This window comes from Streptomyces sp. NPDC047014 (assembly GCF_040644195.1).
GTDB lineage: Bacteria > Actinomycetota > Actinomycetes > Streptomycetales > Streptomycetaceae > Streptomyces.
The window spans coordinates 47568-60723 of sequence record NZ_JBEYVX010000011.1 but is presented as its reverse complement, the minus strand read 5'-3'; the positions used below and the strand labels follow the sequence as shown (position 1 = coordinate 60723).

The window sequence follows — 13156 nt, the reverse complement described above, 5'->3', positions numbered from 1 at the left end:
GGGGGCTCCCACCCGGAGCCCCCCGTCATCCCCGGGACCGTTCAGACCACTGATCAAGAGACACGACCCCGAAAGAGGGATTGACGCACAGTGCTCGACGTCAACTTCTTCGACGAGCTGCGGATCGGCCTTGCCACCGCGGACGACATCCGAACCTGGTCGCACGGCGAGGTAAAGAAGCCGGAGACCATCAACTACCGCACCCTCAAGCCCGAGAAGGACGGACTCTTCTGCGAGAAGATCTTCGGTCCGACCCGGGACTGGGAGTGCTACTGCGGCAAGTACAAGCGTGTCCGCTTCAAGGGCATCATCTGTGAGCGCTGTGGCGTCGAGGTCACGCGCGCCAAGGTGCGCCGTGAGCGCATGGGCCACATCGAGCTTGCCGCTCCCGTTACCCACATCTGGTACTTCAAGGGCGTCCCGTCGCGCCTGGGCTACCTGCTGGACCTCGCGCCGAAGGACCTCGAGAAGGTCATCTACTTCGCCGCTTACATGATCACGTTCGTCGACGACGAGCGCCGCCAGCGCGACCTGCCGTCGCTGGAGGCCCACGTCTCCGTCGAGCGCCAGCAGATCGAGAACCGCCGCGACGCCGACCTGGAAGGCCGGGCCAAGAAGCTCGAGTCCGACCTGGCCGAGCTGGAGGCCGAGGGCGCGAAGGCCGACGTACGCCGCAAGGTGCGCGAGGGTGCCGAGCGCGAGATGAAGCAGCTCCGCGACCGCGCCCAGCGCGAGATCGACCGCCTCGACGAGGTGTGGGCCCGCTTCAAGAACCTCAAGGTCCAGGACCTGGAGGGCGACGAGCTGCTCTACCGCGAGCTGCGTGACCGCTTCGGCACGTACTTCGACGGCTGCATGGGCGCCGCCGCGCTGCAGAAGCGCCTGGAGTCCTTCGACCTGGAGGAGGAGGCCGAGCGCCTCCGCGAGATCATCCGGACCGGCAAGGGCCAGAAGAAGACCCGTGCGCTCAAGCGCCTCAAGGTCGTCTCCGCGTTCCTGCAGACCAGCAACAAGCCCAAGGGCATGGTCCTGGACTGCGTCCCGGTCATCCCGCCGGACCTCCGTCCGATGGTGCAGCTGGACGGTGGCCGCTTCGCGACCTCCGACCTGAACGACCTGTACCGCCGTGTGATCAACCGCAACAACCGCCTGAAGCGCCTTCTCGACCTCGGTGCCCCCGAGATCATCGTGAACAACGAGAAGCGCATGCTCCAGGAGGCCGTGGACGCCCTCTTCGACAACGGTCGTCGTGGTCGCCCGGTCACCGGTCCCGGCAACCGCCCGCTCAAGTCCCTCAGCGACATGCTGAAGGGCAAGCAGGGCCGCTTCCGCCAGAACCTCCTCGGCAAGCGCGTGGACTACTCCGCGCGTTCCGTGATCGTCGTCGGTCCGCAGCTCAAGCTGCACCAGTGCGGTCTGCCGAAGGCGATGGCGCTGGAGCTCTTCAAGCCGTTCGTGATGAAGCGCCTGGTCGACCTGAACCACGCGCAGAACATCAAGTCGGCGAAGCGCATGGTCGAGCGCGGCCGCACGGTCGTGTACGACGTGCTCGAAGAGGTCATCGCCGAGCACCCGGTGCTGCTGAACCGTGCGCCCACGCTGCACCGTCTCGGCATCCAGGCGTTCGAGCCGCAGCTCGTCGAGGGCAAGGCCATCCAGATCCACCCGCTCGTCTGCACCGCGTTCAACGCGGACTTCGACGGTGACCAGATGGCCGTCCACCTGCCGCTCTCCGCGGAGGCGCAGGCCGAGGCCCGCATCCTGATGCTGTCCTCGAACAACATCCTCAAGCCGGCCGACGGCCGTCCGGTCACGATGCCGACGCAGGACATGGTCCTGGGTCTGTTCTTCCTGACCACCGACGGTGAGCTCCGTGACGTCAAGGGCGAGGGCCGGGCGTTCGGCTCCACCGCCGAGGCGATCATGGCGTTCGACGCCGGTGAGCTCGCGCTGCAGTCGTCCGTCGACATCCGCTTCCCGGTGGGCACCATCCCGCCGCGCGGCTGGGTGGCGCCGGTGGCCGAGGAGGGCGAGCAGGAGTTCCAGCCGGGCGACAGCTTCCGTCTCAAGACGACCCTGGGCCGCGCGCTCTTCAACGAGCTGCTGCCCGAGGACTACCCGTTCGTCGACTACTCGGTGGGCAAGAAGCAGCTCTCCGAGATCGTCAACGACCTGGCGGAGCGCTACCCCAAGGTCATCGTGGCGGCGACGCTCGACAACCTGAAGGCGGCCGGCTTCCACTGGGCGACCCGTTCCGGTGTCACCGTCGCCATCTCCGACGTCGTCGTTCCCGAGGCGAAGAAGGAGATCGTCGCGGGCTACGAGGCCCAGGACGAGAAGGTCCAGAAGCAGTACGAGCGCGGTCTGATCACCAAGGACGAGCGCACGCAGGAGCTCATCAACATCTGGACCAAGGCGACCAACGAGGTCGCCGAGGCGATGAACGCGAACTTCCCCAAGACGAACCCCATCTTCATGATGGTTGACTCGGGTGCCCGAGGAAACATGATGCAGATGCGGCAGATCGCCGGTATGCGTGGTCTGGTGTCGAACGCGAAGAACGAGACCATCCCGCGTCCCATCAAGGCGTCCTTCCGTGAGGGCCTCACCGTTCTGGAGTACTTCATCTCCACGCACGGTGCCCGTAAGGGTCTGGCGGACACCGCCCTGCGTACCGCCGACTCGGGTTACCTGACCCGTCGTCTGGTGGACGTCTCGCAGGACGTGATCATCCGCGAGGAGGACTGCGGCACCGAGCGCGGCCTCAAGCTGAAGATCGCCGTCCGCGGCGAGGACGGCGTGCTGCGCAAGGCCGACGACGTCGAGACCTCGGTCTACGCCCGCATGCTGGCCGAGGACGTCGTCATCGACGGCAAGGTCATCGCGCCGGCCAACGTCGACCTCGGTGACGTGCTCATCGACGCCCTGGTCGCCAACGGCGTCGAGGAGGTCAAGACCCGCTCGGTCCTGACCTGTGAGTCCGCGGTCGGCACCTGTGCCTTCTGCTACGGACGCTCGCTCGCCACCGGCAAGCTGGTCGACATCGGTGAGGCGGTCGGCATCATCGCCGCCCAGTCCATCGGTGAGCCCGGTACCCAGCTGACGATGCGTACCTTCCACACCGGTGGTGTGGCCGGTGACGACATCACGCAGGGTCTGCCGCGTGTCGTCGAGCTCTTCGAGGCCCGTACCCCGAAGGGTGTCGCCCCGATCTCCGAGGCCGCCGGCCGCGTGCGGATCGAGGAGACCGAGAAGACGAAGAAGATCGTCATCACGCCCGACGACGGCAGCGACGAGACGGCGTTCCCGATCTCGAAGCGCGCCAAGGTCATCGTGCACGAGGGCGACCACGTCGAGGTGGGCCAGAAGCTCACCATGGGTGCCACCAACCCGCACGACGTGCTGCGCATCCTCGGCCAGCGTGCCGTCCAGGTCCACCTGGTCGGCGAGGTCCAGAAGGTCTACAACTCGCAGGGCGTGTCGATCCACGACAAGCACATCGAGATCATCATCCGGCAGATGCTGCGCCGCGTGACGATCATCGAGTCCGGCGACGCGGAGCTCCTGCCGGGCGAGCTGGTCGAGCGGTCGAAGTTCGAGACGGAGAACCGTCGTGTGGTCACCGAGGGCGGTCACCCCGCCTCCGGCCGTCCGCAGCTGATGGGTATCACCAAGGCTTCGCTGGCGACGGAATCCTGGCTGTCGGCCGCCTCCTTCCAGGAGACGACCCGAGTCCTGACGGATGCGGCGATCAACGCCAAGTCCGACAGCCTCATCGGCCTCAAGGAGAACGTCATCATCGGTAAGCTCATCCCGGCCGGTACGGGCCTCGCCCGCTACCGCAACATCCGGGTGGAGCCCACCGAGGAGGCGAAGGCCGCGATGTACTCGGCCGTCGGCTACGACGACATCGACTACTCGCCCTTCGGCACCGGCTCGGGCCAGGCGGTCCCGCTGGAGGACTACGACTACGGCCCGTACAACGGCTGAGTCCCGAAAGAGCAGTAACCCGCGAGGCGGCCCCCTGGGAGGGGGGCCGCCTCGCGGCGTTTCCGGCTCACAAGTGCTTCTGCAGACGCTCCAGCCGGGTCCGGAGATCGGGGTGGCGCGACAGCAGCCGGGCCCCCGGCCGGGACGGCACCCCCGGTCCCCGCGCGGCCGACTGCTCGGCGAGCCGTTCGTGCAGGGTCAGGGCGAGGGAGTGCCCGAATCCCAGCCGTGCCGCGTGCGCGTCGGCGCGTAGCTCGGCCTGCCGACCCACCGCCGCCGCCAGCCAGGGCACGGTGAGCAGGAGCAGGGGCAGCCCGTACGTGGCTCGCAGCGTGGTGAACGCGACGTAGCAGGTCAGGGCCACGACGACGGTCAGCGCCGTGACCGAGGCTCCGTGCGCCGCACGGCGCAGCCGGGGCTTCAAGCGGCTCAGGACACGCCAGGCACAGCGGCCGGGGATCGCATACCACCAGACGAGCGTTCCCGACCAGGAGTGGCCGCTCGTGTGGTGGCCGAGCTCATGGGCGAGTACGGCGCCCAGCTGCGAGGTGGGCAGGTCCCGCAGGGCCCGCCTGGTGACGGCGACGATATGGCCGGCGGCGGCGAGGGCGTTCAGGCCGTCGCTCTCCTCGACCCACAGTTCGTACCGGCTCCCGTCCACCCCGGCCCGGGCCGTCACCTCGCGCCAGACCGGGGCCAGGGCGGCCAGCTCGGCCGGCAGGGGCCGGTGCAGGTGGAGCAGGTGGCGGGCGACGATCCTTTCGGTGGGCCGGTGGAAGGCGAGGGCGCCGGAGGCGGCCCACAGCCCGGACGGCAGCCAGGCCGGGACCCCCAGCAGGGCGTCGAGCGCCAGGGCGACCGCCAGCACCAGCGTGAAGCTGATCAGGAACGACGGCAGGTGCAGGGCGAGCCCGAGCCAGACGGTGCGGTCGGCCCGGCGCTGCCGGGCCCGGTAGGTGACGCGGGTACCGGGGGCGTTGCGGTATTCGAGGTCATCGGGGGGAGCGGTCGTCTCGTCCATACGGACCTCCACGGGCGGGGGAGCGCGGTCTCAGCCGAGGAACAGGGCGGTGGGCAGCAGCAGGGCGCCGGAGCCGTAGGCCAGCAGGCCGATCCGGATCCACTGGTGTTTCCGGAGGGCGATCCGGCTGTTCGCGGCCAGCGCGGCGCGCAGCGCGGTGCCGGGATCCTGGGCCGTGTCGGAGAGGGCTTCGGCCAGCCGGCCCTCCCGGTCGGCGGTGCGGATGTCGCCGAAGTAGGCCAGCGGGGTGCCCGCCTGCCAGCCGGAACGCAGGGACCGCGGCAGCACCGCCAGCAGCAGGGCCACCAGGGCCAGGAAGAGCGCCGTCGCCCCGGACCACCAGAGAGCCAGGCCGGGCGGCGAGAGGGCCCCGAGCGACCGGTGGGGGCCGGACAGCTGGCCGCCGATCACGCCGGCGGTCATCCCGAGGGCGCCGACCAGCAGGGCCGCCTTGCTGTCCGCCCGGGCGACCTCGACGCGCAGGTCGGCGAGGAGCCTGGCCGCGGCCTCGTCGGCCCCGGTCACCGGAGTTCCCCGGGCGCGGCGGGCGGTTTCGGCGGTACGGCCGGCTGCCATGCGGAGACCTCCGCCGCCGGTGACGGGGCGGGCACCGACGGGGTGGCCGGCTCCGTACGGCTCCGGGGCTCCTGAGGTACCTCCGGTTCCCCGGGAACCTCGTCGCTCGGCACATGCTGGCCGAAGACGGCACGGAAGGCGTCGATCGCGAGGCGCCGGGGCCCTTCCAGCTCGAAGGGCTCGGTGCCCGCCTTCGTCAGCATCTCCTTGATCAGGTGCATCTGGGCCCGCAGGCGCTCGCGCTGATCGTCCCGGAGCGTGCTCAGCGCCTTGGCCGAGTCCTCCGGGTTCCGGACGAGGTGCATGGCCCAGGCGTCGATACCGCCGCGAGTCAGGTATTCGCGGTAGAAGTCGATCCGCAGTGCCTCGTACTCCTGGAGCTCCAGGCTCTGCTGCTGCTGGGCCTGGGCGCGCCTGGCCCGCTCCTGGTCGGCCCGGGCGCCGCCCTGCTCGGTCAGGACCTCCTCCGTGGTGGCGTGCTCGATCGCCTGGAGGCGGCGGGCATGGGCGATGCTGTCCTCGTCGCGGCGCAGCCGGATCGTCCAGTGGACGCGCAGGCCCGCTTCCTCACCCAGGGCCGGGCCCTTCTGGATCACGGCCAGGACGTCGGCCTCGGCGGCCGCGCTGGCGTCCATCGGAAATCTGCGGCTGACCGGGCGGGCCGCCTGTTCCAGTTCGCCCAGGAGCAGCCGGGGGACGTCGCGGTGCCCGCTGCGGACGAACCGGGCGGGATCGGTGACCTGCCATTCCAGTGCGACGCTTACGTCGAACTCGTGGGCGTCGTCGCTGCTGGGCAGCCGGACCTGGCTCCGTACGGGGTGCACTCCCATGTCCACCTCGTAGACCGCGGTGTAGCGCCGGGGAATCCGCCGGGGGCGGTCGGGCGGCAGGTAGGGCTCGAAGCCGCCACGCCGCGTCGTGTAGACGAGCGCGTGGTCGATGCGGGTGGGCGGGCCGCCGGGCAGGCCCAGGCGGCCCAGCTGGCGCACGGTGACGACGGGGTCCTTGAGCAGGGTGTGCCGGTCGGCACGCTGGTCGAAGTCGGTGTGGTGGTACATCGGGGTGGCCATGGCGGACCTCCGGTCAGGCGTGGGTGAGGGAGCGGGTGACGAGCGCGCGCATCCGGTCCGCGGCCGCGGGCCGGGGCCGGCCGTCCAGGCCCTGCACGGTGTCGAGCAGATGCTGGAGCCGGGCCGCGTCGCGGGGGCCCGCCGCGACCTCGGGGAGCAGTTCTTCCAGGGCGCGCGCCGTGCCGGGGCTGTCGTCGGCGGACCGGACCCAGTTCCGCAGCAGGTCCTCGGCGCGCTCGTTGGCCGTACGGTCGTTGAGCGCGGCCCGTAGCAGCTGGGCGCAGCCGGCCAGCGTGGACGGGGACCGGAGCGCCAGGTCCAGCAGGGGCGGCCGGCCGGTGGGGCCGGTCCGTTCGCCGGCGGTGAGGAAACCGTCCAGGGCGAGGGCCCGCGCGGAGTGGTGGCCGTCCAGGAAGGGCAGCAGGGCACCGAGGGCCGGTTCGCCGGCGGGGGAGATCAGCAGGAGGGCGACGGACTGGGGAAGCTCCTCGGCGATCTGCTGGTCCCCGGCCCCGGCAGTGGACCGCTCCCGCTTCTTGTCGTGCTGCTGCCGGGCCTGTGCCTGGAGGACGGCCAGGGTTTCCGCCGGCCGCTCGGGGCCGATCAGGCCCAGGGCCCGGACACCCACCCAGCAGCGCTTCGGGGTCTGGCCGTCCAGGCTCCAGGCGTCGACGATCCGCGGGATGTTCGGGGCGCCGATCCGGTGGGCCAGGGTGAGGGCGCTGACCGCCGTCAGCTGGCGCCGGGCCTCGCGCGCCCCCGCCCACCGTTCGACGATGAGCGCCATGGAGGAGGGGAGGTCGGTGTACGCCAGGACGGCCACGGTGGCTGCCGCACGGGTGCGGACGAAGGGCCGCCCGTCCGTCGAGAGCTTGTTGAGCCATGTGATCAGTGCGGGCCGGGCGGCCGGATGGCCGGTCCAGACCTCGCGGAGCACGATCGGTGCGACGCGCTCGTCGTGGAAGTGCGCCGTGACCTGGGTGACCGGCCCCCACTCGGTCATCTCCTCGGCGGTGGACCGCCGTGCGCGGGCGTTCTGCAGCCTTTTGCCGATGTGGGTCCCGAAGACCGGGATCGGCTCCTGTTCCGTGTCGCCACCCGATCTGCGCAGCTCCGCGTACAGTGCGTCGCTCAGCTCCGCGATCAGGGCGTAGGGGCCTTTGTCGAAGGCGGCCAGGGCGATCAGGAACGCCCTCTCCCGCAGCTGCACCGGGGTCTCGGCCTCTTCGAACCATTCCTGTACCTGCTGCTCCAGGGTGTTCTGCGAGTACTGGTCGATCTCCTCCTCGTCGGCCCGTGCGAGTACGTCCGCGTACTGCACGACCTCGCGGATCTGGAGCGGGTGCGAGAGGAACTCGGCGACCGCGGGCAGGGCCAGCAGCCGCAGCGCCTCGGCGGGGTCCGTCCGCCTGGGCAGCAGCTCCGCGAGGACGGCCGCCGGTTCGGGCGGTTCCCAGGCGGCGAGGCCGACGGTGTCCTCGACGTAGGGGCTGCGGCTCGTCGTGATCACCAGGTATCCGTTCAGCTCCCGCATCCTGCCGCGCAGCGCCAGGAGGTGGGCCTCCCGCAGCGGATGCCGACGGGAGATGTCCAGATCGCAGAGCACATGGCCGGCGTCGCGCTCGGCCGAGGCCAGCCGCCGGCTCAGCTCGCCCGGCCGCACGTCCCGGTCCAGGGCGTGGACCGGTGTGGCGCCCAGGTGGTGCAGCAGCATGAGGGCGGCGGTGCGGCGGCCGGTGAAGGGGGCACCGGTCAGGACGATCACGCGTTCCTCGCGCAGCCGCTCCAGCAGTTCCCCGAACGACGTGCCGTGCGCCACGAAGTCCTCGGCGAGCTTCTCCAGGACCGCTGCCGGGATCTCACCGGAGACCTGACCGCTGTCGAGGCCACCGAAGTTGTAGTGGTGGTTCTCGACCTTGCCGCCCGTGATGATGTCGCCGATGACGCGTCGTGCCGTGACACCGTGGTTGATGCCGTGGAAGGCGAGCCCCATCGAGCTCGGCGCGTGGGCGTCGAGGTCCCGGCGGGCCGCCCAGGGCTCCTGAGCGGGCAGCTCCGCCTCGGCCTGGTCCCCGCCTTCGGTGTGCGCGCCCTCGGGCGCCCCGGGAACCTTCCGCTGCTCCTGCTCGCTCACCGGCGCTCACCCGGGCCGCCGAAGGTGATGTCGCCCTGTACCTGGTTCGCGACGAGCCCGTGGTTGGTGCCCCGGAAGTCCAGACCCGCCGGAGCGGGAGGGGCGGCGGGAGCGGTCGCGCCGCCGTGGGCGGCGGGCCGCGACCGGGGCAGGGGGCCGTGGAGCCAGGCACCCATCGGACCGTTCTTGGTCGGGACGGTGATCGCGTGGAACTCGTCCTTGGGGATGCCCAGATGACCGTGGGTGACGATGCCCGTGTGCACGGATTCCGAGACGCACAGGGCGTAGTCGTCCGGCCGTTCCCGCAGGGCGGCCCGCAGCGGGTCCCCGTCGAGGAGGCGGCAGGCGTTGTTCAGGTCCGTGCCCACCCAGCCGTCGAACTCGTCGATGTGGACGAATCCCGTGGCCAGGACGGCACGCAGCCGCAGCTGCGCGGAGCTGGCGGCGAGCCGGTTCACGGCGTGCAGTTCGCCGGGTGCGTCTTTCAGCAGGGCGCGCAGCAGGTCGGTGAGGGGGACGGACGGGTCGATCAGCTCCATCACCGCGTCACCGCGGTCGGCCCGCTGGCGCAGGCTGGGGTCGGCGCCGGCCGAGAGCAGGACGCGGTCGACGATGCCGAAGAGCATGCGTCGGAGGTAGCCCTGCTGGACGTCGTCGCGGTCGCTGAACCGCTCGGTGTCGATGAGGAGCAGGGTCCGGAACAGGGGCTGTGGCTGGGTCATGCGAGCAGCGTCGGGCAGCCGCCCCCGGTGCCGTGAGGGAGGATGACGCACCGGAGTGTGACCGTGTGCACTGAAGCGGGCGGGGCCCGGACTCTCAGACGGCGGGCGGCGCGGCCTGGGCGATGCGGTGCAGGACGTCCGGCCGCATGATCACCAGCGTGCGCCGTCCCGTACTGATCACACCGCGGTCCCGCAGGCTCTTCAACTCCCGCTGGACCATCTCCCGCGAAGCGCTCACCGCGCCGGCCAGCTCCTGCTTGGTGAGCGGGACGGCGACCTCCCATCCCAGCGTGGTGCGCTTCCCGTGGATCCGGGCCAGGTCCAGCAGGAGTACGGCAAGCCGCTCCCGGACGGGCATCGACGCGAACTGCAGCGTGCGCCGGTCCGCCGCCCGCGTCCGGTCGGAGGACAGGGCCAGCAGCTGGAGCGCGGCATCCGGGAAGCGGCTGAGGAAGCCCCGGAAGCGTTCGTGCTCGATGACGACCGCGCGAACCCTTTCGAGTGCCGTCACGGTCGCGGACCGGGGGCGGTGCGTGAGGGCCGCGGACTCGCCGATGATGTCGCCGGGTCCGCGCAGGGCGAGGAGGGCCTGGTAGCCGTTCGGGTGCGCGGCCGTCACCTTGGTCCAGCCGGTCAGTACGAGGAGGGCGTGGGTGGTGGGCTCGTCCTGGTGGAGCAGGGTGCTGCGCGGCTGGTAGATCACCTCGCGGCCGAGCTCCCGTAACGCCGCGCCGTCGGCCTCTTCGAGCCGGGCGAGGAAGGGGACCAGGTCATCCAGGCCGCCGGTGGTGCCGCCGGCCCGGTCCGCGCTCTCGTTCATCCGCTGTCGCCCCCGCACCCGATGACCAGGGCGGTCAATGTACTCAACAACGGCTTGTACGGGGGCCCGAACAGCGGGATTACCCCGTGGGCGACCGGCGGCGCCGCAGGCGCCTTGACAGGGGGGCTGATACGAGGGTCAGGAGGGACAGGGCGGCGGCTGTCAGGCCCGCGTGGAGGCCGCGGGGGGTGTAGGTGCAGGTGAGGGTGGTGGTGTTCGGGGGGAGGGTGGTGGCCAGGAGGCCGTGGTGGGGGGTGGTGGGGGAGGAGCAGGTCCAGCCCGGGGTGGCCGTGGTGGCGATGACCGCGGTGCCCGTGGTGCCGGGCGGGAAGGTGGCCCGCAGGGTGTGGCCCTCCGGGGTGACGGTCGTGGCGCCCGTGGCGGTGAGGCGGGCGATGGCCGCGTCCAGGGACGGGCGGTCCAGGCAGGCGATCGGGTGGGGTCCCGGGGTGGCCTTCCCGTCGGCGCGCAGGGTTGCGGACAGGGTGCCCGACGGGGGGACCGGGCCCAGGGGGAGGACTCCCGTGCGGGCCTCCTCCAGGGGCAGTTCGGGGCCCTCGCCCGCGGTGACGGTGCCGTACACGGCGGGGGAGTACCAGTAGGCCGCGGAGCCGGGGGCGCAGCGGGCCGTGTACGTGCGCTCGGTGGCGGTGCCGCCGGGCACGGCCTCCGGGACGGCGTAGACGGTCGCGCCCAGGACGTTCTCCTGGCGGGCCCAGACGCTGTCCGCCGGGTTCGGGGAGGTGTACGGGCCGCTGCGGACGGTGACCAGCGGGGGCGCCGGGAAGGTCTCCGCCGTCCAGCTGCCCTCGGCGGCCCCCGGGCGGACCCGCGCGCCGATCGAGAAGATCGCGTCCAGCACCGGGTTGTCCGCGCCGAAGAAGGTCCGGCCGTCGTTCTTGAAGCCGTACCCCAGGGGCTCCAGGGCCTGGTAAGTGGCCTCCGGGAGGTAGCTGCTGTAGTACTGCGGGCCCTCCGCGCGCAGCGCCAGGGCGTCGTTGTACGCGGTCTGCGGCGCGCCCGAGTCGGTGCGGTGGGCGGGCCAGCCCGCGGCCCCCCGGACCGCCTCGAAGTGCTCGGTGATCGACCGGCTGGAGGTGGCGACCGGCTTCGCCCAGCGCTCCCGGGCCCGCCGGGCGTCCGCCCCGGACGCCGCCGCCGTGGACTCGGCCAGGACCACGCCGATCATCAGTACGGCCGCCACCGGCACCAGCAGCCGGCGCTTCTCCCCGAGCCGCAGCAGCACCAGCGCCAGCAGCGAGACACCGCCGCCGCCGAGCACCGCGTACCAGGTCCAGCCGCCGAAGTCGTCCGTGTGCCGCAGGGCGAAGGCGGCCGCGACCAGCGCCGCCAGCCCGGCCGCCAGGTGCACCGGGCGCGGCCGGTGGGCCAGCGCCAGCCAGGCCACGACCACCACCATCCCGCTGAACACGAACGCCTCGCGGTACGGATTGCCGTTCGGCACCGCCAGCCCGTGCCAGACGTACTGGGTGGGCGGGAACTGGAAGGAGGCCGCCACCAGCACGATCGCGCCGGCCCACACCAGCCGGGTCCGGCGGGCGATCCGGCCGTTCAGCACGAAGGCCGCGGCCAGGATCAGGCCGAGGGAGGCCACGTACAGCCGGGGGCGGCCGCCCCACAGGTGGGTGGCCGGGAGCATGCCCGCGAGGAAGACGTCGAGCCCGACGGGCTGGAAGGCCGCGGCCCGGGTCGGCTGCGCGGCCCCGCTGGAGAGGAACGAGGGCAGCAGCAGCGGCAGCGTGAGCAGGATGCCCGTCCCGGCGGCGCTCGCCGCCCGCCACAGGGCGGTGAGCCGCTCCCGGGCGGACATCTCCCGGGTGGCCATGCGGACGGCCAGCAGCACGCAGGCGGCCATCGTGGCCATCATCGCGGTGTAGAAGTTCCCGAACCAGGCGAGCGCGACGAGCAGCGCCGCGCCCGGCCAGCGCCGCCCCTCCAGGCACCACTCGACGGCGATGCCGAGCATCGGCAGGGCCACCAGGCCCCAGAGCCACATCGGGATGTACGAGGCGTCGCTGAGCGCCCAGCCGCACAGCCCGTACGTCGCCCCGAGCACGCCTCGCTGCCACCACGGGCCGGGATGCAGCTTGCCCAGGTAGACCGTCATCACGGCGGCGGCGGTGCCCATCGTCAGGGGGGTGACGGCGAACACCGCGAGGTCGACGTGGGCGCGCGGGACGAGCACGGCCAGCCAGGAGAAGGGGTTGCCGAGGTAGGTGTGGAAGTCGGACAGGAACTGCTGTCCGAAGCCGCCGCGCCAGGTGAAGAGCAGGTCGCCGGCGGCCTGCCCGTGCACCAGGTCCCACAGCGCGCGGTGGAAGGGCACGTACTGGTTGGCCTGGTCGTTGATCGCCCGGCCGGTGTTCCCGAAGGGGAAGGTGCCGCGGGCCGCCCAGGCGGCGCAGAAGGCGGCCGCGGTGAGCAGGAAGGCGAGCAGCGGGCCGCGCGGGCGGGCCGCGCGGCGGGAGACCCCGCGGGTGACGCCGCGGGCCGCTCTGCGGACGGCCGAGCCCTGGCCGGGGGCGGGGAGCCCGGGGTCGACTGTGGTCGGCTCGGGTGCCACGGTCCCCAATGTGCTGCTCCCTGCTGATCGACTCGCGGGCGCCCAGCGCCCGGGCAAGGTGTCAGTTTAGGCGGCGGGGGCGGGCCGCCCGGCCGAAGAGGCCGCGCCCCGCTTGCGCGCGGCGGGTTTTCGTGCTGGGCATTTGTTTTGACCTATCTCAGTGAGGTAGGTACGCTCTCATCTTGTGCCTGGGGTGTGCCCTGGGCTCCCGCGTGCGCTTAGACCCGCGGTGAGCCGAG

8 protein-coding genes are annotated in these 13156 nt (G+C 71.8%); 1 reads left to right on the top strand and 7 read right to left on the bottom strand.

Annotated elements, in window-relative coordinates; translation table 11 throughout:
• Positions 1–90 precede the first annotated feature (90 nt).
• Positions 91–3990, top strand: coding sequence for a DNA-directed RNA polymerase subunit beta' (locus ABZ873_RS10120; protein WP_360868047.1), 3900 nt, complete (start codon positions 91–93; stop codon positions 3988–3990).
• 67 nt (positions 3991–4057) lie between these two features.
• Here the strand turns inward: ABZ873_RS10120 and ABZ873_RS10115 are convergent, their stop codons facing one another.
• The 7 genes from ABZ873_RS10115 to ABZ873_RS10085 form a co-directional block, all read right to left on the bottom strand.
• A complete protein-coding gene (locus ABZ873_RS10115; protein WP_360868044.1) occupies positions 4058–5011 on the bottom strand; it encodes a M48 family metalloprotease in 954 nt (317 codons plus the stop codon).
• A gap of 30 nt (positions 5012–5041) precedes the next feature.
• Positions 5042–5536 (bottom strand): Pycsar system effector family protein, encoded by a 495-nt coding sequence (locus ABZ873_RS10110; protein ID WP_360868041.1) that lies wholly within the window; start codon positions 5534–5536, stop codon positions 5042–5044.
• The gene (locus ABZ873_RS10105) at positions 5533–6657 is read right to left on the bottom strand and encodes a hypothetical protein (protein WP_360868039.1); all 1125 of its coding nucleotides are present in this window, start codon (positions 6655–6657) and stop codon (positions 5533–5535) included. Before ABZ873_RS10105 ends, ABZ873_RS10110 begins: the two co-directional genes overlap by 4 nt.
• 13 nt (positions 6658–6670) lie before the next feature.
• On the bottom strand, positions 6671–8791 hold the full coding sequence (locus tag ABZ873_RS10100) for a hypothetical protein (protein ID WP_360868036.1): 2121 nt from the start codon (positions 8789–8791) through the stop codon (positions 6671–6673).
• Positions 8788–9513 carry a hypothetical protein gene (locus ABZ873_RS10095; RefSeq protein WP_360868033.1) on the bottom strand — a complete coding sequence of 242 codons (726 nt, stop codon included), beginning with the start codon at positions 9511–9513 and terminating at the stop codon, positions 8788–8790. Before ABZ873_RS10095 ends, ABZ873_RS10100 begins: the two co-directional genes overlap by 4 nt.
• 94 nt (positions 9514–9607) lie before the next feature.
• The gene (locus ABZ873_RS10090; RefSeq protein WP_360868031.1) at positions 9608–10333 is read right to left on the bottom strand and encodes a Crp/Fnr family transcriptional regulator; all 726 of its coding nucleotides are present in this window, start codon (positions 10331–10333) and stop codon (positions 9608–9610) included.
• Positions 10334–10412: 79 nt separating this feature from the next.
• Positions 10413–12917, bottom strand: coding sequence for a YfhO family protein (locus tag ABZ873_RS10085; protein WP_360868028.1), 2505 nt, complete (start codon positions 12915–12917; stop codon positions 10413–10415).
• Positions 12918–13156: the final 239 nt, after the last annotated feature.

Bases quoted from the DNA above. Each gene is read 5' to 3' on its own strand.
- ABZ873_RS10115 (WP_360868044.1), bottom strand. From the start codon at position 5,011: ATGGACGAGACGACCGCTCCCCCCGATGACCTCGAATACCGCAACGCC.
- ABZ873_RS10105 (WP_360868039.1), bottom strand. From the start codon at position 6,657: ATGGCCACCCCGATGTACCACCACACCGACTTCGACCAGCGTGCCGAC.
- ABZ873_RS10095 (WP_360868033.1), bottom strand. From the start codon at position 9,513: ATGACCCAGCCACAGCCCCTGTTCCGGACCCTGCTCCTCATCGACACC.
- ABZ873_RS10090 (WP_360868031.1), bottom strand. From the start codon at position 10,333: ATGAACGAGAGCGCGGACCGGGCCGGCGGCACCACCGGCGGCCTGGAT.